At 69.0% G+C, this 20,319-nt stretch carries 17 protein-coding genes, 1 rRNA gene and 1 pseudogene; 17 read left to right on the top strand and 2 right to left on the bottom strand.

Translation table 11 applies throughout. From position 1 onward, the window contains the following. The 8 genes from ACLJTM_RS11690 (at position 1) to ACLJTM_RS11725 (ending at position 8,064) form a co-directional block, all read left to right on the top strand. On the top strand, positions 1-648 hold the full coding sequence (locus ACLJTM_RS11690; protein ID WP_411103439.1) for a hypothetical protein: 648 nt from the start codon (positions 1-3) through the stop codon (positions 646-648). Further along, positions 645-1,511 carry a protein kinase domain-containing protein gene (locus ACLJTM_RS11695; protein WP_411103440.1) on the top strand — a complete coding sequence of 289 codons (867 nt, stop codon included), beginning with the start codon at positions 645-647 and terminating at the stop codon, positions 1,509-1,511. Before ACLJTM_RS11690 ends, ACLJTM_RS11695 begins: the two co-directional genes overlap by 4 nt. Before the next feature lie 115 nt (positions 1,512-1,626). Beyond that, on the top strand, positions 1,627-1,770 hold the full coding sequence (locus ACLJTM_RS11700) for a hypothetical protein (RefSeq protein WP_167347301.1): 144 nt from the start codon (positions 1,627-1,629) through the stop codon (positions 1,768-1,770). A 111-nt stretch (positions 1,771-1,881) separates the two neighbouring features. Next, entirely contained in the window at positions 1,882-2,793 is a 912-nt protein-coding gene (locus ACLJTM_RS11705) for an aKG-HExxH-type peptide beta-hydroxylase (protein WP_411103441.1), read from the top strand. Further along, positions 2,790-4,085 carry a serine hydrolase domain-containing protein gene (locus tag ACLJTM_RS11710; protein ID WP_411103442.1) on the top strand — a complete coding sequence of 432 codons (1,296 nt, stop codon included), beginning with the start codon at positions 2,790-2,792 and terminating at the stop codon, positions 4,083-4,085. The genes ACLJTM_RS11705 and ACLJTM_RS11710 overlap by 4 nt, the downstream gene beginning before the upstream one ends. A 495-nt stretch (positions 4,086-4,580) precedes the next feature. Beyond that, positions 4,581-5,285: a creatininase family protein gene (locus tag ACLJTM_RS11715; RefSeq protein WP_411103785.1), complete on the top strand. Its 705-nt coding sequence runs from the start codon at positions 4,581-4,583 to the stop codon at positions 5,283-5,285. A 75-nt stretch (positions 5,286-5,360) separates the two neighbouring features. Then, complete coding sequence (locus tag ACLJTM_RS11720; protein ID WP_411103443.1) at positions 5,361-6,920, top strand: Eco57I restriction-modification methylase domain-containing protein; 1,560 nt, start codon at positions 5,361-5,363, stop codon at positions 6,918-6,920. Positions 6,921-7,074: 154 nt separating this feature from the next. Beyond that, the gene (locus ACLJTM_RS11725) at positions 7,075-8,064 is read left to right on the top strand and encodes a BsuBI/PstI family type II restriction endonuclease (RefSeq protein WP_411103444.1); all 990 of its coding nucleotides are present in this window, start codon (positions 7,075-7,077) and stop codon (positions 8,062-8,064) included. Positions 8,065-8,108: 44 nt separating this feature from the next. On the opposite strand, the gene rrf is transcribed toward ACLJTM_RS11725, so the two are convergent. Further along, positions 8,109-8,225, bottom strand: a 5S ribosomal RNA gene (gene rrf, locus ACLJTM_RS11730). A 388-nt stretch (positions 8,226-8,613) separates the two neighbouring features. On the opposite strand from rrf, the gene ACLJTM_RS11735 reads away from it, so the two are divergent. From ACLJTM_RS11735 to ACLJTM_RS11775, 9 genes and pseudogenes are all read left to right on the top strand, one after another. Further along, positions 8,614-10,680, top strand: coding sequence for a sensor histidine kinase (locus ACLJTM_RS11735; protein ID WP_411103445.1), 2,067 nt, complete (start codon positions 8,614-8,616; stop codon positions 10,678-10,680). A gap of 222 nt (positions 10,681-10,902) precedes the next feature. Then, positions 10,903-11,025, top strand: coding sequence for a hypothetical protein (locus ACLJTM_RS11740; protein WP_411103446.1), 123 nt, complete (start codon positions 10,903-10,905; stop codon positions 11,023-11,025). Positions 11,026-11,325: 300 nt separating this feature from the next. Continuing rightward, positions 11,326-13,293 (top strand): ATP-dependent nuclease, encoded by a 1,968-nt coding sequence (locus ACLJTM_RS11745; RefSeq protein WP_411103447.1) that lies wholly within the window; start codon positions 11,326-11,328, stop codon positions 13,291-13,293. 330 nt (positions 13,294-13,623) lie between these two features. Continuing rightward, entirely contained in the window at positions 13,624-14,373 is a 750-nt protein-coding gene (locus ACLJTM_RS11750) for a siderophore-interacting protein (protein ID WP_411103448.1), read from the top strand. A 73-nt stretch (positions 14,374-14,446) separates the two neighbouring features. Beyond that, positions 14,447-15,115 carry an isochorismatase family protein gene (locus ACLJTM_RS11755; RefSeq protein WP_411103449.1) on the top strand — a complete coding sequence of 223 codons (669 nt, stop codon included), beginning with the start codon at positions 14,447-14,449 and terminating at the stop codon, positions 15,113-15,115. Positions 15,116-15,190: 75 nt separating this feature from the next. Continuing rightward, positions 15,191-16,231 carry an N-acetyl-gamma-glutamyl-phosphate reductase gene (gene argC, locus ACLJTM_RS11760; RefSeq protein ID WP_411103450.1) on the top strand — a complete coding sequence of 347 codons (1,041 nt, stop codon included), beginning with the start codon at positions 15,191-15,193 and terminating at the stop codon, positions 16,229-16,231. Then, positions 16,228-17,379, top strand: a complete 1,152-nt coding sequence (gene argJ, locus ACLJTM_RS11765) for a bifunctional glutamate N-acetyltransferase/amino-acid acetyltransferase ArgJ (protein ID WP_411103451.1) — start codon at positions 16,228-16,230, stop codon at positions 17,377-17,379. Before argC ends, argJ begins: the two co-directional genes overlap by 4 nt. 32 nt (positions 17,380-17,411) lie before the next feature. Further along, positions 17,412-18,233, top strand: a pseudogene (argB, locus tag ACLJTM_RS11770) (acetylglutamate kinase); the annotation flags it as partial. A gap of 243 nt (positions 18,234-18,476) precedes the next feature. Beyond that, positions 18,477-19,607, top strand: a complete 1,131-nt coding sequence (locus ACLJTM_RS11775; RefSeq protein WP_411103786.1) for an acetylornithine transaminase — start codon at positions 18,477-18,479, stop codon at positions 19,605-19,607. 80 nt (positions 19,608-19,687) lie between these two features. Here the strand turns inward: ACLJTM_RS11775 and ACLJTM_RS11780 are convergent, their stop codons facing one another. Next, positions 19,688-20,122, bottom strand: coding sequence for a GNAT family N-acetyltransferase (locus ACLJTM_RS11780; RefSeq protein WP_411103452.1), 435 nt, complete (start codon positions 20,120-20,122; stop codon positions 19,688-19,690). Positions 20,123-20,319: the final 197 nt, after the last annotated feature.

Consider the following 20,319-nt stretch of genomic DNA (forward strand, 5'->3'; position numbering starts at 1 on the left):
GTGCTCCTGGCCTTGGAAGGCATAGCCGGCGCCGGAAAGAGCACCCTGCGCGACCGGCTCCTGGCCACCGCCCACGCCGAGGACATCCCCTTCAGCCACATCGGCCAGTTCTCCTGGCTCTCCCACTCGGCCACTCGCACGTTGATCCACCTGCGGGCCGGGCACGGGGGCGACGAGCGGGAGGCCATCGAGGCCGCCGCCCAGGACCTGGCTCTGCACTCCCGCTTCAACATCGCCGTCGCCCTCACCGAGGGCCCGGTCCTCGCCGACCGGCTCACCCTCTCCACCGCCTGCCTGCTCGCCCTGCTCCACCGGCAGCCCGCCGACGCGTACGTCGAGCGCCTCGCCGAGCAGACCCAGGCCCGTCCGCAGCTGACCGTTCTGCTGACCACCGCGCCCGACATCTGCCACGACCGCATCACTCGACGTGCGACAGAGCGCCGCTTCACCGAACAGCCCGAGGCCGCCGCCCGGCTGGCCGACCTCTACAACGAGGCCGCCGACGCCTGGACCAATGCCACCGGCCTGCCAGTGCTGAAGCACCCCTGCACGACCCATGCCGACCTCGAAGCCTTGGTTGATGCCTGCATGGAGGACCTCCGCTCGGCCGACAGCCCGACGGCTCCGAACAAGGAAGCGAGCCGATGAACCTGCACCCGATGCATCCCGCAGCCTGGGTCCTCGATCAGCTCCGCACGGACGGCTGGCACATCAGCGACCTCCTCGCGTTCACGCGGGCCAGCACCCTGGTCAGAGCAAGCCGCTTCGGCCAGGAGGACGTCGTAGTCAAAGCGGGATTCGGCAGCAACCACGTCCTGGCCGAGCTTGACCCAAGCGAGAGGCTCGCCGCGTACGGCTTCTACTGGTACGCGCAGATGACGGAGACCGAACGCGCCCTCACCCGCGAAGACTTTCGCCACGAGGCGGAGCTGACCGCCGCCGCCGGAGGAACCGATCACATCGTCCCGCTGCTGGAACAGGGCAGCTCGGAGCGGTTCGACTGGTACACCATGCCGCACTGCGACGGCGGGAACTTCCGGGCCTTCATGGCCACGTCCAAGGACACCGCCAAGGGCCTCAGCATCCTCGCCGACGTCGCCGGTGGCCTGGGCAACCTGCACCAGCGTGGAATCGTCCACCGCGACGTCTACCAGGAGAACATCCTCATCGACCAAGGTCGGGGCCTGATCACCGACCTCGGAGCCGCCCGCCGCCTGTCCACCCCCCGCGGGCCTGAACACCGCGGCCCCGAGGTCCACTGGCCGCCGGAGTACCTCACCGGCTACCACGAGGCCACTCCGGCAGCCGATGTCTTCAGCCTCGCCGTCCTCGTCTACCGCTACCTGTGCGCGGACATCCCCCGCCTGGCCGCCCACACCAACCTGCCCCTCATCCCGGAGCCCCTGCGCAGCGTCGTGACCGCCGCGCTCTCCGAAGACGCGGACCACCGGCCCGCCATGAACGACCTGGGCACCGCGCTCCGCACCGCGGCCGACCTGCACCAGCGCTGACCAACACGAGGGAGCCCCTCATGCCCAGGGCGAGATCTCCGCCCCGTCTCCGGCACCACAGCGCGCAGCAAGCGGAACAAGCCGAAGCCAACGAGACCGAAAGGCGGAACACCCCATGAACCAGGACCGCATCGCCGACTTCCTCGCCAACGTCGAGGACCTGCGCGGCGAGGACGAGACCGTCCGTACCACCGCCCACACCTCCAGCGTCTCGGCCGAGGGATGGCCGGCGGCCGAGGCGGAGACCACCACCGCCTGAACACCCACAGCCGCCCGGCGCTCTGAGCGCCGCCGGTGAACACACCTGGGGCCGGGCTACCAGCAGGTGCGGCCCGGCCCCAGGCCCACCACCGAACAGGAGAGCCGCCTCGTGGACACCCTCGCCGACCTCTTCGACCTCCCGCCGATCGACCGCCTGCACCACGAGCGGACGCAGCGCATCCACGCGCTCATCCGCCCCGGAGCCCAGCCGCCGCAGCCATACACCAGCACGGCGGCTGACTACTGCCTGGCCCACCACTCCCTCGAAGGAGCTGAAGCCGCCGCCCGCGCCGGCGATGCCGCTACCTTCGACTGGTACGTCGCCCACCTCGACGCGGGGGCCGCCACCAACTCCGTCCCCACAGCGGTCGGCGCCCGCGTGGTCGTCGAGCCCACACTCGCCGACCTGCCTCGGTCCGCGATCTCCGAGACCCCCTACTACGTCCTGGGCCCCGGTTCCGAGCCCGCCCAGCCCCACCTGCGCAGCCTCGCGGCAGACGCGTACGCCAGCGCCGCGCGGGCGGGCTTCGGCGATCTGCTCGCCGCGCACGCCGTCGTCCTGTGCCTTCTGCGGACGAAGAACCTCGGCGAGACCCTCGACAGCTGGACGATCAGCCGCCTGCCCGGCACCGTCTTCATGGACCACGTCGACGACCCGGTCGTCCTGGCCCGCGACCTCATCCACGAGGCCGGGCACAACTGGCTGAACGACGCGCTCACGGCCACGGGATGCAAGATCAGCGACACCGCGCACTTCTACTCCCCGTGGAAGCAGACGAAGCGGCCGGCGTTCGGCTTCCTCCACGCCTGCTGGGCGTTCCCGCTCACCATGCTGTTCACCACGAACGCGCTGACCAGCACCATGGGAGACCTGCACCGGTTCTTGGCCGCCTACCTCGACCAGCAGCGAAGCCTCCTCGCCGACACCGCGCCCGATCATTCCCGCGCTCTGGAGCTGATCAGCGATGATGGTCTCCGCGACCGCCTCGCTGCCGCCCACCACCAGGCCCTCGCCCTATGAACGCGGCCCGCGACGAGGAGCCCGGCCTGTCCCTGCTGGTCCACCGCCCAGACGAAGAACCCACCCCTCTGCACACCGGTCTGGCCAGCCTCGAACACGGACTGCCCATCGGACCGGACACCAGCTTCAACGTCGGCTCGGTCGCGAAGCAAATCACCGCCCACCTGATCCTGATCGCCGCGCATGACAATCTCCTGCACCTGGATCAGCAGGCCGCGGACCTGCTGCCCCGACTCAAGATCAGCGACGTCACCATCGCGGACCTGGTCACCCACCGGTCGGGCATACGCGATGCCGAGTCCCTGCTCTCCCTCGTCGGCTTCCGGGACCTCGACCACTACACGGCCGACGACCTGCGAACCCTCGCCTACCGGCAGGACCTGCGCGCCGTCCCCGAAGGCCACTTCCTCTACAGCAACACCAACTACCTCCTCCTGGCAGAGATCCTCGAAACGGTCTACCGCACCACACTGCCCGACCTCGCCCGGCACCGCGTTTTCGGCCCGCTCGGCATGCACTCCACCCGCTTCAAGGAGGACCCGTGCCAGGTCATCCCCGGAGCCGCATCCGCCTACCAGGCCACCCACCACGGCTGGCGGCACACAGAGGTGCCGGTCACCCTGCCCGGCCCCGGATCCCTATGGACCACAGTCGGCGACCTCGACCGCTGGCTCACCCACCTCCACCAGCGCTGGCAGCACCCCCACCAGCTCCCCTGGCAAGAAGCTGTCGACTACGAGCCCAGCGACCACGAGCCCTACCTCTACGGCCCTGGGCTCTACGCCGACGCCCGCCCCGGCCGCACTGCCGTCTTCCACTACGGCCACGAACAGGGCTTCTCCGCCGTTACCCACCTAGAGGCATCGGGGCTGCGCGTGATCGCCCTGTCCAACAACGCCAGGCTCTCGGCCGACCGCGTCACCGCCGCCATCCTCCGGGACCTCCACCAGCAGCCGACGCTGGCCCAGAAGGAGGCCCTCGTCCGCGCAGCAGCGCGGGAGCGAGCCCCAAGCACTGGCATACAAGATCAGCCCACACCCGACCACGTCGGCCAGCACACAGAGCTCGGCACCTTCGCCTGCGACCAGGCCCCCGGCAGCCTTCGCCTCACCCGCAGAGCCGACACTCTCCACCTGTGGCGCCGAGGGACATGCGACCAGCTCACCCCCACGGGCTCGGGCATCTACGCCGGCAACGGCTACACCCTCAGCGTGCCCAGCAGCACGGACCAGGTCGACCGCTTCACCCTCGACCTCGACCGCGCCCCCAACCTCACGTACATCCGGCAGTAGTCACCGCCGCAAGGCGCCATCTGACTTCCCCACCCACAACCAGTGAAGACGCGAACCGAACTGGAGACTCCTGATGCTCAACCACCTGGTGATTCCCGGGATCGCGGCGTACGCCCACGAAGGTTTGCCCACGCCCGCCCAAACCGATGACTCGAACGCGTGGGTCGACGGTGTCTGCTGGCTGTACTGCGGCCAACGCCGGACACGCGTCTTATGGATAGGGCCAGCGAGCGTCGCGGGCATGCAGGCGCCGATGTTCGCCTGTGACCCCTGCATCTCCGAACTCCACGAGCGGGTATGGCAGTCCATCCGCCTCAGAGACGAGCCGCACCGAACCAGCCACACGCGAATCGAGGTCGACGATCCGCGAACCCGCCAAGGCCGCCACCGAGCCCGCAGCAGCTCCCTGCGTGCATGAAGCACAACACCTGCCTGATCAGCGATGGCGGATGATGATGGCCGAGCGATAGCGACCCAGGGAGTGCCGTGAACCTGATGCCGACCGCCACAACCACGGACGTCCATGACCAGCAGCCACGCGTCGCCGTGCTCCCCGTCGGCTCCTTCGAGCAGCATGGCCGCTACCTCCCCCTGATCACCGACACGGCAATCGCCTGCATCATCGGCCGGGAGATAGCCAGCAGCTACCCCGTACACCTGCTGCCGCCCATCACCATGTCATGCAGCCACGAACACGCCGCCTTCCCCGGCACCGTCAGCATCAGTGCCAAGACCCTCTACGCCGTGATCGACGACATCCGCGCGTCCCTTGCCCGCTCCGGCATCCACAAGCTGGTGATCGTCAACGGCCACGGCGGAAACTACGTCCTGTCCAACGTCGTCCAGGAGGCCAACGTCGACGGGCCGACGGTCTCGCTGTTCCCCCTTGGGGCGGACTGGGATCGAGCCCGCGACCACGCAGCCCTCAGTTCCGACCGCCACGCCGACATGCATGCCGGCGAAATCGAGACCTCCATCCTTCTCCATGCGGCCCCCGAGCTGGTCCGCGACGGATACAACGAGGCAGACCACGATGGCGGCCCGCGCCCGTTTCTCTTGGTCCAGGGAATGGAGGCGTACACCGAATCGGGGGTGATCGGCTTTCCAGCCCTCGGCACAGCAGAGAAGGGGAAGGCTGTACTCGCCAGTTTGACGGAAAGCTTCGCGCTGCACGTCGCGGCTCTCGGCGGGAGCCGGTGATCCCATTGGAAGAGTTCACCGACAGCGTTTTCCACAGGCTCATCAGCTCGCGGGCAATCTGGCTACGCTGTGCCCATGGCAGCAGAGGTAGCAGCAGCGGTATCGGACCTTGTGGCGCGCACGGAAGTGCGGCGTCAGGAGTCGTCTTCGGCCCTTGACCCCAAGGAGCGCGCGAAGCGCGGCCAGTACTTCACGCCTGCCCCTGCCGCTGACTTCATTGCCTCCTTGGCGAGACTGGCCAGCACAGGCCCGATCCGGATCCTGGACCCCGGCGCTGGGGCCGGCTCTCTGACCGCCTCGCTCGTGTCGCGCATCCTCCAAGGCCAGCCAGAAGTGCACCTCAGCGTGACGGCCTGCGAGAACGACCCCCAGCTACACGAGACCCTGTCCGCGACCCTGGAGGACTGCGCGCGCACGGCCGAAGCGCTCGGCGGACGGGTGGAGACCACCCTGGTGAAGGACGACTTCATCGCTTGGGCAACACAGGCGGAAGGGCTGTTCGGCGAAGCACGTGGGCCGTTCGACATCGTGATCATGAACCCCCCGTACAAGAAGCTCGCCGCTGGCTCCCGCGAGCGCATGGCCGTCACAACGGCATGCACAGAAACTTCCAACCTGTACTCCGCGTTCATGGCACTTGGGATCCACCTTCTCGCCCCCGGTGGGCAGCTCGTCGCAATCACCCCGAGGAGCTTCGCGAACGGCCCTTACTTCCGACCGTTCCGCAAGTACCTCCTTGACCGGATGCATATCGACCGAGTGCACCTGTTCGAGGCGCGGAACAAGGTGTTCGCGGACACAGACGTCCTCCAGGAAAACGTGATCTTCTCCGCGACACGCACCGACGCTCCCGACCGAGGGCCAATCGTCATGTCCTCCAGCCACAGCTACGGCGGCGAAACACGCAGCCGTGCGGTGGAGTACCAGGAGATGGTGCAGCCAGAAGACAGAGAGCATTTCATCCACATCAGCGCCGACGAGGAAGACGCACAGCTCGCGGCGACTCATGCAAGCCTTCCGGCCACCCTCGCCACGATCGAGTGCCAGGTTTCGACCGGCCGAGTTGTGGACTTCCGCTCCAAGGAACACCTGCGGCCCGATCCGGAGGCAGGTGCAGTTCCGCTGATCTACCCGTTGCACATGCGCGATGGCGGAATCCGCTGGCCAGTTCCTGGCGCTAAGAAGAACAACGCAATCGCGCTTAACCCAGACACCGAAAAGATGACGTTCCCCTCTGGGTACTACGTCGTCGTGAAGCGTCTGTCCTCCAAAGAGGAAAAGCGTCGTGTGGTTGCCACTGTATTCGACCCCGATGTGACACCTTGCGCGCGAATCGGCTTCGAAAACCACGTCAACGTGTTCCACAGCGCAGGTGCCGGCCTCCCCAAGGAACTCGCCCGCGGCCTTTGCCTCTGGCTCAACTCTACGTTGCTGGACCGACTCATCCGACGATTCAGCGGCCACACCCAGGTCAACGCAACAGACCTGCGGAACCTGCGCTACCCAAGCAAGGACCAGCTTCAAGCCATTGGCGGCGAGTGGATAGAGGGTGGATGGCCCGACCAGGAGAAGCTCGATGACCTAGTCGAACGCCACCTGGAGTCGGCCGATCCCCCGTCGCCCGGCGAGGCATAGTTCGGCGAGCACGGCTGCCGACCGGCTGATTACCGACGTCCTGGCGGAAGCATCCCGTTAGAAGCCGCCGCCCAGCAGGGCAACAGCACCCGCTCGGACGCCCTGTAGCCTGACCCTCACTCACTGCATCGATGTGGCTGGGGAGGCCCAGGGAGTGACGAAGGCACAGCAAGAAAAGAAGCTCGACGAGGCGAAGGAAATTCTCGCTGCGATAGGGATGCCCCCGAGGCAGCAGAACACCCGGACCGCACTCGTGCTGCTCTCGATGTTCAACCTCGGCCCGACGCAGGAATGGGCGGAGGTGAGCTCGAACACCCTCGGGATCACCGAGTGCATGGATTGGATGGCCATCCACTACCCGGACATCCCAAAGGGAACGAAGGACCCGAGCAGGTACGCCCCGAACAGCCGCGAGTCCGTGCGTAAGGAGTCGGTCCACCAGCTCATCGACGCCGGAATCCTCGTCAAGAACTCTGACGCGCCAGGCCGAGCAACGAACGACAAGAATAATCGATACCACCCCAGCGAGTTGGCCATAAAGGCACTGGCGAACTTCGACACGTCGACGTGGCGGAATTCCCTGGACGAATTTCATGCCGAGTGGGAAAAATTGACCGAGGTATGGGCCGCCGAAAGGTCGGTCCATCGAGTCCCCGTCAAGCTTCCCGATGGGACCGAGGTCAAGCTCAGCCCTGGGGAACACAGCGAACTTATCGGAGCTGTCGTCGAGCGCTTCGCATCGCAGTTCACGCCCGGGGGCACCATCGTCTACCTGGGCGACACGGGCTCCAAGTGGATCGTGAACAAGCCGAAGTACCTCGCTGACCTCGGCGTCGTGGTAGATGCTCACGGCAAGATGCCTGACGTAGTGATCCACTACACCGAGCGGGACTGGCTTGTCCTCGTGGAGGCGGTCACGTCCACCGGACCGGTCAACGGCCTGCGGGTCGCCCAGCTGAAGGAACTCTTCGCGGGAGCGCGCCCGGGCCTGGTCTTCGTTACCGCCTTCCAGACAAAGAGGATGTTCCGGAAGTTCGCTTCCGAGATCGCCTGGGAGACGGAGGCTTGGGTCGCAGAAGAAGAGACGCACATGGTGCACTTCAACGGCGAGCGCTTCCTCGGGCCATACGACAAGGCCGAATAAGCAACGAGGGCCGCCCCACAAGGTGGGGCGGCCTTCAAAGAAGATATCGGCGACGACCTACTCTCCCACGAGGTCCCCCTCGCAGTACCATCGGCGCTGGCAGGCTTAGCTTCCGGGTTCGGAATGTTGCCGGGCGTTTCCCCACCGCTATGGTCACCGAAAACTGGTGAGCGCCTCCTAGCGGAGAAGCGCTTTCGAGAAGCAAGCATACAGGGTCAACGTTTGACCGAGCCCGCTGGTACGGAGAGCCACCCGCGATGCCCGCCCTCGTATCGGGCGGCGGGAGTCATGGTCACGGGAGCAAGGGCCACGAGCCACGAACTTGCTGCTCCGACACCTGTATGACCCACTTGCCGAGTCACCGGGCGCCACAGCAGGTCTCCCAGCCAAGCCACAGCACCGGCAGGTGCGTGGGTGCGAACCAGCCAAGATTGGCCCCCACGAAGGCAATCATCCAGCCACTGGCCATGTACCGCTCTTGCGCGTAGCTACGCTGGCGGACCTCCAGAGATCTTGTGACACAGGCGGATCTGACCCGAAGGAGGACGCTTGAGCACTCATCTGCGCTTTGCACCGGAGATCCTGATCCGCCTGGGTGAGGAGCTGATCCCCCATCCAGACCTCGGAGTGATCGAGCTGGTCCGCAACGCGTACGACGCGGACGCGACGAAGAGCATCGTCCGGCTACACAACGCCACACAGCCCGGTGGCACCCTCGTCGTCGAGGATGACGGTGACGGCATGACGGCTGAAGAGATCCGTGAGGGTTTCCTCCTCATCGGGAGGTCGTCGAAGCCGGGAACTCCGGATAGCACGTCCAACCGCCGTCGGATTGGAGAGAAGGGCCTGGGCCGGCTGGCGGCGCTACGCCTCGGACGCCGAGTAGAGGTGGTGTCGCGCCCTCGAAGCGAGCCTGGCGTAGAGCACACGCTCGTCATCGACTGGTCTGACTACGACACGGTTCGGTCCGTTGAGGAGGTCGAGCTCACGATTGTCAGCCGGCCAACCACAAAGGCCCCGGGTACGTCGTTGACTGTTCACCGCTTGAAGCAGGGCTTCGACAAGGACCAGATGGAGCGTCTCGCCCGAGCCATGCGACTGCTCACGGGCTTCTTCGACGACGAGGACACAGGTTTCACCGCGACCCTTGTCGCCCCGCAATTCGAGCAGGTTTCCGACGCGGTGAACCGGAGCTTCTTCGATGAGTACGAATACAGGCTCGAAGCCCACCTTGATGAACAGGGCTATGCGAGCGCGGTCCTCTACGACTGGAAGGGTCAGGTAATCACGCGCGGCGATCACATCGACGTAGCACCAGATGACCGCGGCGGTCGCTTGCAATCCCCTCTCCGATATCAGGCGCCGGCTGCATCCTTCGAGCTGTGCATGTTCCTACTGAACAAGCGTTCGTTCGAACTGCGCAAGTCGAAGCGGAGGTTTACTGACCTTCGGCCCTGGCTGCGCGTAGTCGGAGGAGTTCACCTGTTCCACCGGGGGTTGCGTGTGCATCCTTATGGGGACCAGGGTTTCGATTGGCTAGACCTGAACCTCCTCCGAGCACGGAGCCCGGAGCTGCGCCCTTCGACCAACACAAGCGTCGGGCGGGTGTCAGTCGAGGACCCGGAGGGCTTGCTCATCCCCAAGACCGACCGGATGGGGTTCCAGGAGAACGCTGCGTTCATCGAACTTCGAGAGTTTGCCCGAAGCGCCACAGACTGGGCGGCGAGGGAACGGAAGCGGATTCGCGACGGCGAGCGACTGGTCAAGCCTGCACCAACTCGGCGCATTGGACCCGTCCCTACCGTTGAACCCGCCAAGGCACCCAGGGACCCCGACCCCTCAGGCGACGATGGGGTCGTCGAGCTAGTGGCCCAGCCGGAACTGCCGACTTTGACAACTAGTTTGCCCGCCCAGCGCCATGAAGCCAGCTTGCCGCTGGTGCCGAAGGAGCGTCTTCTCTACCGGGCGCTCGCCACAACCGGGATCCTTGCCACCGCCTTCGCGTATGAGACAGCAGCCGTAGGCGAGGGCGGCGAGGCTGGTTTCAGGGCCGGCGAGCTTGCAGGAATCGCGGCTCGCGCCACCCAGGCAGAACGCTGCCTAGTTACGGTTCTGGATCTGAACGACGTGGTCGGGAGTGCCTTGAACGTCGTGCGGCCCCACCTAGAGCGGCGTGGCATCGCCCTCAATGAGGAGCTCTGGGGCGACCCGATCCGCGTAGCGGGTGCAGTTTCGGACCTGGAGGCGATCGTTTTCAACCTGGCTGCCAACGCCATGAGCTCGTTGGCAGATGCTGGTGACCTCTTGGGGGAGCGAGCGGTACTGGTTCGCACTCGGGTGAATGACGGCCACGCACTGGTCGACTTCTCGGACTCGGGCCCCGGAATCGTTGACGTCGACATCGTGCAGATGTGGCGTCCGGGCGTGAGTGGCGGAAGGTCCAGGGGCGCTGGGCTCGGGCTGACAGTTGTCCGGGATGCAGTGGCCGACATGCGCGAAATGCAGGCTGGCGTTGACGAGGGCGGCGTCTCAGTAGATGCCTACGGGGAGCTCGGAGGCGCTTCCTTCCACATCCGCCTGCCATTGCGGCACGCTGACGAGCAGGCGTTCGGATAACGTCGGCTGCTGGAGGCAATCTGGGAGCCGACCAGCTCCCAGAGCCCCTTCCGGACCACGCCGGCACGCCGTGGCTGGCACGCCGACCAAGGTTCTCCGGCGACCTGGGCGTCGGCGCCCACGACGCCTGCTCAGCAAGGTCGATCGGCCCCAACTCCGTCGCCTCGATGCCTTGACCGCCCACGGCGCCGGCTGACGTATCTCCCCCGCCAGGTCGCCGAAATGAAGGCGCTCCTCGACAACACGCAGTCCGAGCAGCGCAAGCAGGCCGCATGGCGCAGCTTGCGTACTGAGGCCAGCACCCTGCCCGGCTGCCCCGAAGAATGGCTCATCAACACCAGGTGAGCCCGAGCACCAGTGCCGACGGCGGGCTCCCCTTCACTTTCAGCTTCCGGGGTCTACGGGCGAGCGTGTCATGCACGGACTGCTCCCGGATCGACGCGGCCTCCACCAGCACCGCCACCTCCGGTCTCTGCAAGACGGCCAGCTCCTCCGGCACAGGCGACCGTAGATCGAAGGCCTTTCACGTGTGGCTGATACCGACCGCTGGGAAAATGCCCTGATGGGGAATCAGCACTACCGCTAGCATCGCCATCGTCACTTGGGGATCAGCACCCCCTTCCGAACCGCGTTTTCAGGACGACCGTGAAGATCAAGCGAGTACGCATCGAGAACTTCTGCTGTCTGCACAAAGTGGACGTCTCCTTCGAGGAGATAACCTCCTTCATCGGCCCGACTGGTGTCGGCAAGTCCACTGTGCTGCGCGCCCTCGACTGGTTCTTCAACGGCGAAAAGTCCCTCTCCCTGAGCGCCGACGACGTCCACTCGGCTACGGAGGGTGGCCGCATCTCTGTCGAGGTCGAGTTCGACGGCCTCACCAGCCATGACCGCGAGATCCTCGGCCGATACGCTCCAGACGGCGCTGAGAGCGTGAGCATCTGGCGGACCTGGCAGGACGGCGACGACAAGATCACCGGCAAGGCTCTCGCGTATGCCCCGTTCGAGGAGGTCCGCCGGCACCAGAAGGCAACTCCGCTACGGGCTGCCTACAAAGACCTCATGGAGAGCGACCCGAGCCTCGACCTTCCTCACGCTGGCAGCGCGCCTGCAGCACAGGAAGCGATGCGGAACTGGGAGCTGGCACACCGCGACAAGCTCACCAAATCTGAGGTCGAGGACACGCACTTCTTCGGCTTCGCCGGACAGAGCGTCCTGGCCCAGCTGATCGACTTCGTATTCATCTCCGCTGATTTGCGAGCCTACGAGGAGGCGGACGACCAGAAGGCGACGGCACTCGGCCGCATTCTCGACCACGCAGTGGACCGGACCGAGGCGAACGAGCAGCTTGATCAGGTCGAGGAGAACGCGCACCAAGCCCGCCAAGAGATCCACGCCAAGGTGTATGGTCCCCGGCTCGACGACATTGCCGCAGCGCTCTCCTCGGAAGTCGCCAAGTTCACGACCGGACGCCAGGTGGTGGTGACCCCCACAGTGCAGGCACCAAGGCCTGCCCGGACCGCGTTCCAGGTCAGCATCCGAGACGGTGCCGCCGAGACTTCGGTGTACCGGCAAGGGCACGGGTTTCAGCGTGCCCTCATCATCGCTGCGTTGAAGTACCTGGCAGATCGCCGACGCCCGGAGGATGGCACGCGGACCCTGTGTCTGGCGATCGAGGAGCCCGAGCTGTTTCAGCACCCTCCGCAGGCACGGACCTTCGCAAAGGTGCTGCGCGAGCTGGTGGCCACCTCCCCGGAGGGGCGCACCCAGGTTATGTACGCCACGCACAGTCCCGTCTTCATCGATCCCAGCGGCTACCACCAGATCCGACGTCTGTCCCGCGCTACTGATCAGGCGCATCCCGTTACCCAGGTCTGGCAAGCGACCGAGGACAAGCTGTGCGAGTCCCTTGAGGAGTTGATCAATGCAGACACAATCAAGCGGCGGACAGTCGGCAAGCTGACCAGCTCGTTCGCGGAGGGGTTCTTCGCCAATGCCGTAGTGCTGGTCGAGGGCGCAGGGGACGAGGCTGTCCTTGTGGGCTGCGCGGAGCGAGTGGGCATCAGCTTCGGCGCCGAGGGCATTTCCATTGTCGAGGTCAACGGGAAGGACAACCTGATGATCTCCCATGCGATCTTCAGCTGCTTGGGGGTGCCTTGCCACGTGGTGTTTGATGGTGACGCCCGCCAGGAGGACGCCAGGCTGCAATCGGTTCAGCACCTGCTCCCGGACCAGCGCCGGCAGCAAGAGCTGAAGTTCGAACGCGAGGCCCAACAGACTCGGAAGAAGAACGCTGATCTTCTCCGGTACCTCGGCGCCTCCGCCGTTCCCCAGCCCTCCGACGAGTCTTCTGCTTGGTACACGGTCTTCGAGGACAACCTGGAGGTCCACCTCGCCGAGCACTGGCCCGCCTGGGACGTACGCCGGCAGGAATTGATCGATGAAGGCCAGGGCACGGACGGCAAGAACGCAGCGACCTACCTGGAAGCGGCTCGCACCGCCGTCGCGGACCCGCCGTTCCTACTGCATGCCTTGCTAGAGAACGTGCTGGCCTTGACCGGACACCAGTGGGGACGCCCATCGCAGCACGTCCTCGCGCAGGGCACGATCAGCTGAGCAGCCTTCTCTCTTGGGAGCCAGCTGGGAGCCGCTCTGCTCCCCGAGGCGCCTTGAGACTGCCCCAGACCGTCCGAGGCCACGGCGCTGACCAGGAGAAACGTGCTTTGTGCTGGTGGGGATCTTGGGTGGACCTCGTTCGGGGCGAAGAGGTCGTGGGTTCAAATCCCGCCACCTCGACGCTGTGTAAGAGACCGGCCAGACCGCTCAGTGAGCGGTCTGGCCGGTCTTTTTTGTGCCCTGCCGGGATGGGGTGGCCTCGTCGGCCGGTGCGGGGGCCGCGACACTGGTGGTCCGCGGCGGGTTCGTATGCGACGACCAGGGGGGACCATGGGACACGGCTGGCACGGGGTCGCGCTCAGGCTTTTGCGTGGCAAGGACTTCACCTTCACCGTGCGGTCCAACGAGCGGGTGTCCCCGCAGCTGCACCGGCTGGGGTTCGCCGACGGGGGCATGCTGGAGGCGTCGGGGGTGCATCCGACGATGTGGGTGCGGCTCTGGTTCGAGCACCGGGGGCGCCCGCACCAGCGCGGGTACACGCTGGTGGACCCGGATCCGGGCGCGGGGACCTTCGCCATCGAGTTCGTGCTGCACCCCGGGGCGGCCAGCGACTGGGCGCGGACGGCGCGGCCCGGTGACACGATCGAGGCGACGCTCCAGGGAACGGGCTTCAGCCTGCCGCAGCCGCTGCCCTCGCGGCTGCTGATCGTCGGCGGTCCCGCCTCCCGACCGGCCGTCAACTCCCTGCTGGAGTCGATGCCCTCGGTGCCGGCGACCGTGTGGTTCGAAGGCGCGGACCCGGCGCAGGACGGCGGCGACCCGCGCCGCGCCGCCCCCGGGTACGAGGTCGTCCGCGTGCCGGGGCGGGGTGACGGGGCGCTGCTGGTCGAGGCGGTGCGCTCGGGGCTGCCCGGACTACTGGACGAGGGGGCGTACGTGTGGATCGCCTGTGACACCGCGACGACCCGGACGCTGGCGGCCTTCGTGCGCAAGGACCTCGGCGTTCCCAAGGAGCGGCTGCACGCGTTCGGGTACTGGCGGGTGGAGCAGGCGCAGCGTGCTGCTGCTGGCCGAACGTAGGCAACTTAGGTTAGGCTAAGCTAAATCCCGATCGGGATGCGGCGCACGGGCGTCTTCAGGGGGAGGGGACACCATGGGCATGCCGGCCATCGGCACCTACCCCATGCCCGACCGCACCGCCCTCCCCGACTCCTGGGCTTCCTGGTCCGTCGACCCCGGCCGCGCAGCCCTGCTGATCCACGACATGCAGAACCACTTCGTGGGCCCGCTCCCGGCCGGCCGCTCCCCGGTCACCGAACTCGTGGACAACGTCACCGCGTTGCGCGCCCTCGCCGGGACCCTGGGCATCCCGGTGGTCTTCAGCGCCGAGCCGGCCGCCCAACCGCCGGGCCAGCGCGGCCTGATGGCGGACGTCTGGGGCCCCGGCATCGCCGACGGGCCGGATGCCGCCGCCATCATCGCCCCGCTCGCCCCGCGTCCGGGCGAGCACCTGTTGGCGAACGTGCGGCACAACGCCTTCCTCCGCAGCCACCTCGGCCGGCTCCTGCGCTCCGAAGGGCGCGACCAGCTGATCGTCTGCGGGGTCCACGCCCACCTCGGCATCCTCCTGACCGCCGCCGACGCCTTCATGAACGACATCCAGCCCTTCGTCGTCGCCGACGCGGTCGCCGACTTCTCCGCGGAGGAGCACGTCATGGCCCTGCGCTGGGCGGCGCGCAGCGCCGTGGTGTGCACGACCGAAGCCATGCTGCGCGACCTGCTGCTCGCAAGGGCGGCGCGAGACGTTCACCGGGACGCCTGAGCGCGTACCCGGGACGGGAACCCCGGGGGCGGAGCATGATGCCGCCCCCGCACTGATCGAGAGAGACGGAAGAACATGACCGTACGGGTCGCGGTGGCCGGTGCCAGCGGCTACGCGGGCGGGGAGATCCTGCGCCTGCTGGCGGCGCATCCCGGTGTGGAGGTCGGCGCGGTGACGGCCCACACCCGTGCCGGCCTGCTGCTGGGCTCCGTACAGCCGCAGCTGTCGGCCTTCGCCGACCGGGAGCTGCTGGAGACCTCCGCGGCCTCCCTGGCCGGCCACGACGTGGTGTTCCTGGCCCTGCCGCACGGACAGTCGGCCGCGCTGGCGCGGGAGCTGGACCCCGGCACGCTGGTCGTGGACTGCGGCGCGGACTTCCGGCTGCGCGAGGCCGCCGAGTGGGAGCGGTTCTACGGGTCCCCGCACGCCGGGACCTGGCCCTACGGGCTGCCGGAGCTGCCGGGTGCCCGGGACGAGCTGAAGGGCGCCGCGCGGATCGCCGTCCCCGGCTGCTACCCGACCGCGGTCACCCTCGCGCTGTACCCCGCCTACGCGGCCGGCCTGGTCGAACCCGAGGCCGTGGTGGTGGCGGCCAGCGGCACCTCGGGCGCCGGGAAGGCCCTCCGGGCGAACCTGCTGGGCTCCGAGGTGATGGGCTCCATGAGTCCGTACGGGGTCGGCGGCGGCCACCGGCACACCCCCGAGCTGACCCAGAACCTGTCCCGGGTGGCGGGTGAGCGCGTGAGCGTCTCCTTCACCCCGACGCTGGCGCCCATGCCCCGCGGCATCCTGGCGACCTGCTCGGCGCGGCTGCGCCCGGAGCGGGCCGCGCCCGACGCGGAGCGGCAGGCGCGGGCCGCGTACGAGGAGGCGTACGGCGACGAGCCGTTCGTGCGGCTGCTGCCGCCCGGGCAGTGGCCCTCCACCGCCTCGGTGCTCGGCTCCAACACCGTCCACGTGCAGCTCGCCGTGGACCCCGGCGCCCGCAGGCTGATCTGCGTGAGCGCCGTCGACAACCTGACGAAGGGCACCGCCGGTGGTGCGGTGCAGAGCATGAACGTCGCCCTCGGCCTGCCGGAACGGCTGGGCCTGCCCATGAATGGAGTGGCTCCGTGAGCGTGACCGCCGCCCGGGGATTCCTGGCAGCCGGTGTGGCCGCCGGGATCAAGGAATCCGGTGATCCCGACCTGGCCCTGGTGGTGAACCGGGGGCCGTCCCGCGCCGCCGCCGGCGTCTTCACCTCGAACCGCGTGCAGGCGGCGCCCGTGCGCTGGTCCCGGCGGGTGCTGGCCGACGGCCGCATCACGGCCGTCGTCCTCAACTCCGGCGGCGCCAACGCCTGTACGGGACCTTCCGGAGCCGAGGACACCCGGCTGATGGCGCAACGCACCGCGCTGGCCGCGGACACCGTCCCGGACGAGGTCGCGGTCTGCTCCACCGGACTGATCGGCGTCCGGCTGCCGATGGACCGCGTCACCGCCGGCATCGGGGCCGCCGCCGGACGGCTGTCCGCCGAGGGCGGCGAGGACGCGGCCGTCGCGATCAAGACGACGGACTCCGTGCACAAGACCGCGACCCGCACCCGGCAGGGCTGGACCGTGGGCGGCATGGCCAAGGGCGCGGGCATGCTCGCCCCCGGGCTGGCCACCATGCTGGTCGTCCTGACCACGGACGCCGACGTGAGCGCCGGGGCCCTGGACGCGGCGCTGCGCGGCGCCGTGCGCACCACCTTCGACCGGGTGGACTCGGACGGCTGCATGTCCACCAACGACACGGTGCTGCTGCTGGCCTCCGGCGCCTCGGGCCGGACCCCGGAGAGCGGGGAGTTCGCCGAGGCGGTACGGGCCGTGTGCGCGGACCTGGCCCGGCAGCTGGTCGCCGACGCCGAGGGCGCGTCCAAGGAGATCGAGGTGGTGGTCACCGGCGCGGCCTCGGAGCAGGACGCGGTCGAGGTGGGCCGGTCGATCGCCCGCAACAACCTCCTCAAGTGCGCGCTGCACGGCGAGGACCCGAACTGGGGCCGGGTGCTGTCCGCGATCGGGACCACCTCCGCCGCCTTCGACCCCGACCGGCTGGACGTGGCGATCAACGGGGTCTGGGTCTGCCGCGACGGGGCCGGGGGCGAGGCCCGGGAGAAGGTGGACCTGTCGGGCCGCACCGTCGCCGTCACCGTGGACCTGCGCTCCGGCACGGAGACCGCGACGATCTGGACCAACGACCTCACGGCCGAGTACGTCCACGAGAACAGCGCGTACAGCTCGTGAACGGGCCGGGGAGGACGGGCACGGGGACGGTCGTGGGACCGCGCGGCACCGCCGGGGAGCCGGCGGCCGGCGCCGCTGCTGCCGCGGCGGCGGCCGGGCCCGCCGCGGCGGACCTGCCCTGGCGGGAGGAGCTCCAGGGGCGGACCGTCGTCGTCAAGTTCGGCGGCAACGCCATGGTGGACCCGGCCCTGCACCGGACCTTCGCCCAGGACGTCGTGGAGCTGTGGCAGGCGGGCCTGCGGCCCGTCGTGGTGCACGGCGGCGGCCCGCAGATCAGCGCCATGCTCGACCGGCTCGACCTGGAGGTGCGCTTCGAGGCGGGCCTGCGGGTGACCACCCCGGAGACCATGGACGTGGTCCGGATGGTGCTCACCGGACAGGTGCAGCGGGAGCTGGTGGGCGCGCTCAACGCGCACGGCCCCTTCGCGGTCGGCCTGTCGGGCGAGGACGCGCACACCATGACCGCCGTACGGCGCCCCGCGTGGGTGGACGGCCGGCCGGTGGACATCGGCCTCGTCGGGGAGGTCGTGGACGTGGACCCCGGCACGGTCCGCGCCCTGCTGGAGCAGGGCCGCATCCCGGTCGTCTCGCCGATCGCCCGGGGCGCGGACGGTGAGGTCTACAACGTCAACGCGGACCTCGCGGCCTCGGCGCTGGCCGTGGCCCTGGGCGCGGAGCGGCTGGTGGTGCTGACCGACGTGGAGGGGCTGTACGCGGACTGGCCGCGCAGCACCGAGGTGATCGGGCGCCTGACGGCAGGAGAACTGGACGGCCTGCTGCCGGACCTGGCCAGCGGCATGCTCCCCAAGATGGAGGGCTGCCTGCGGGCCGTCCGGGCGGGCGTGGGCCGGGCCCGGGTCATCGACGGCCGGGTCCCGCACGCCCTGCTGAGCGCGGTCCTCGCCGAGGACGGCCCGGGGACCACGGTGGTCCCGGACGGGGAGCACACCGCCGCGGACCCGGCCGGGCACGGCGCCCCGCCGGCTTCCGAGCATGCGCACGAGCAGCCGGAGCCCCGGCCGGAGCAGCGGCACGGCCGCCGGGCACAGCGGCCGGCGCGGACCGCCGCACGGCTCGCGGACCGCTGGCAGGCGGTGATGATGGACACCTACGGCACTCCCCCGCTGGCCCTGGTCAGGGGTGAGGGCTGCACGGTGTGGGACGAGTCCGGGCGGGCCTACACGGACTTCACCGGCGGGATCGCGGTGAACACCCTGGGCCACGCGCACCCGGCGTTCGCCGCGGCCGTCCGGGCACAGACCGCCACGCTCGGCCATGTGTCGAACCTGTTCGTCTCCGAGCCGCCCGTCGTCCTGGCCGAACGCCTGCTGGGACTGCTGGGACGGCCGGGGCGGGTGTTCTTCTCCAACTCGGGCGCGGAGGCCGTCGAGGCGGCCTTCAAGATCACCAGACGGACCGGCCGGACCCATCTGGTCGCCGCCGAGGGCGGGTTCCACGGGCGCACCCTGGGCGCGCTGGCGCTCACCGGCCAGCCGGCGAAACGCGACCCGTTCCTGCCGCTGCCGCCCGAGGTGACGCATGTGCCCTTCGGGGACGTGGAGGCGCTGCGCGCGGCCGTCACCGAGCGGACCGCGGCGGTCTTCCTGGAGCCGGTCCAGGGGGAGGCCGGGGTGGTCCCGGCGCCGGCGGGCTACCTGCGGGCCGCGCGGGAGCTGACCCGGGCCACGGGCACCCTGCTGGTGCTGGACGAGGTGCAGACCGGGATCGGCCGCACCGGCCGCTGGTTCGCGCACCAGGCGGAGCCGGGGATCGACCCCGACGTGGTGACGCTCGCCAAGGGGCTGGGCGGCGGACTGCCCATCGGCGCCACGGTGGCCTTCGGCCCCGCCGCCGATCTGCTGACGCCCGGGCAGCACGGCACCACCTTCGGCGGCAACCCGATCGCCTGCGCGGCCGGACTCGCCGTACTGGAGACCATCAGGGCCGAGGGGCTGCTCGCACACGTCGTACGGGTGGGCGAGCGGCTGCGGCGCGGCATAGAGGGCCTGCGGCACCCCCTGGTCCGTGAGGTGCGGGGGGCGGGGCTGCTGTGGGGGCTGGTCCTCGCCGAGCCGGTGGCGGCGCGGGTGCAACGCGCCGCGCAGGACGCCGGGTTCCTCGTCAACGCGGCGGGCCCGGCCGTCGTCCGGCTGGCGCCCTCGCTGACGCTGGCCGGCCGGCAGGCCGACGCACTGGTGGCGGCCCTGCCCGCGATCCTCGACGCCTGAACGGCCGGAGCCCGGAGAGGGGCGGATCCCGTACGGGGTCCGCCCTTCTCGCCGTGCGGACGGGCCGGTCCCGAGCGGGCCTACACGGTGCGGGACAGCACCCGTGCGCCGCGGCGGGGATCCAGCGAGTCCGCCCAGGCGGCCGGAGCCAGGCTCGGGGAGGCCGGGCGGAACCCGTGGCTCAGGAACAGCCGGCCGCTGCCGGTGGTCGCGGTGAACAGCGTGGTCAGGGAGCGGCTGCGGGCAGTGCAGAGGGCCGCCTGGAGCAGCCGGGCGCCCATGCCCGAGCCCTGGCGGTGCCGGGCCACGCAGAAGTTGTAGAGGACTCCGGCGGCGGGGTGCACGCGGATGCCGAGGCAGGCTTCCAGGGTGCCGTCAGGGGCCTGCGCGACGAGGAAGTCGGCGGCCTGGGCGAGGTAGAGGGACAGCGGGCGCTCGCGGAGCGCCCCCGCCAGGACGAACGGCCGGGAGAGCGCGGCGAGCGCGGCGCCGTCCTCGGGGCGGGCGGGGCGCACGGAGAAGGCGGGGACCGCGGGCGGTCGGACAGCGGGAGACCGGCCAGCCGGCGGTCGGCCAGCCGGCGGTCGGGGTGTGCGGGGCGCCGGCGTGGCGAGCGCGGCAGGGCGCGGCATGGCCGTGATCAAGGCGTTCCTTCCTCGGGTTCCGCCGGGCGGGCAGAACGGCTGGATCGCCGCGCACCCGGGAGAACAGT

Source organism: Streptomyces sp. cmx-4-9 (genome assembly GCF_046548835.1).
Classification (GTDB): Bacteria; Actinomycetota; Actinomycetes; order Streptomycetales; family Streptomycetaceae; genus Streptomyces.

What these genes read in the sequence shown, in the direction of transcription:
- ACLJTM_RS11775 (WP_411103786.1), top strand. Translation starts at nt 18,477, where the DNA reads ATGATGGACACCTACGGCACTCCCCCGCTGGCCCTGGTCAGGGGTGAG.
- ACLJTM_RS11710 (WP_411103442.1), top strand. Translation starts at nt 2,790, where the DNA reads ATGAACGCGGCCCGCGACGAGGAGCCCGGCCTGTCCCTGCTGGTCCAC.
- ACLJTM_RS11700 (WP_167347301.1), top strand. Translation starts at nt 1,627, where the DNA reads ATGAACCAGGACCGCATCGCCGACTTCCTCGCCAACGTCGAGGACCTG.
- ACLJTM_RS11720 (WP_411103443.1), top strand. Translation starts at nt 5,361, where the DNA reads ATGGCAGCAGAGGTAGCAGCAGCGGTATCGGACCTTGTGGCGCGCACG.
- ACLJTM_RS11755 (WP_411103449.1), top strand. Translation starts at nt 14,447, where the DNA reads ATGGGCATGCCGGCCATCGGCACCTACCCCATGCCCGACCGCACCGCC.
- ACLJTM_RS11750 (WP_411103448.1), top strand. Translation starts at nt 13,624, where the DNA reads ATGGGACACGGCTGGCACGGGGTCGCGCTCAGGCTTTTGCGTGGCAAG.
- ACLJTM_RS11695 (WP_411103440.1), top strand. Translation starts at nt 645, where the DNA reads ATGAACCTGCACCCGATGCATCCCGCAGCCTGGGTCCTCGATCAGCTC.
- ACLJTM_RS11715 (WP_411103785.1), top strand. Translation starts at nt 4,581, where the DNA reads ATGCCGACCGCCACAACCACGGACGTCCATGACCAGCAGCCACGCGTC.
- argC (WP_411103450.1), top strand. Translation starts at nt 15,191, where the DNA reads ATGACCGTACGGGTCGCGGTGGCCGGTGCCAGCGGCTACGCGGGCGGG.
- ACLJTM_RS11740 (WP_411103446.1), top strand. Translation starts at nt 10,903, where the DNA reads ATGAAGGCGCTCCTCGACAACACGCAGTCCGAGCAGCGCAAGCAGGCC.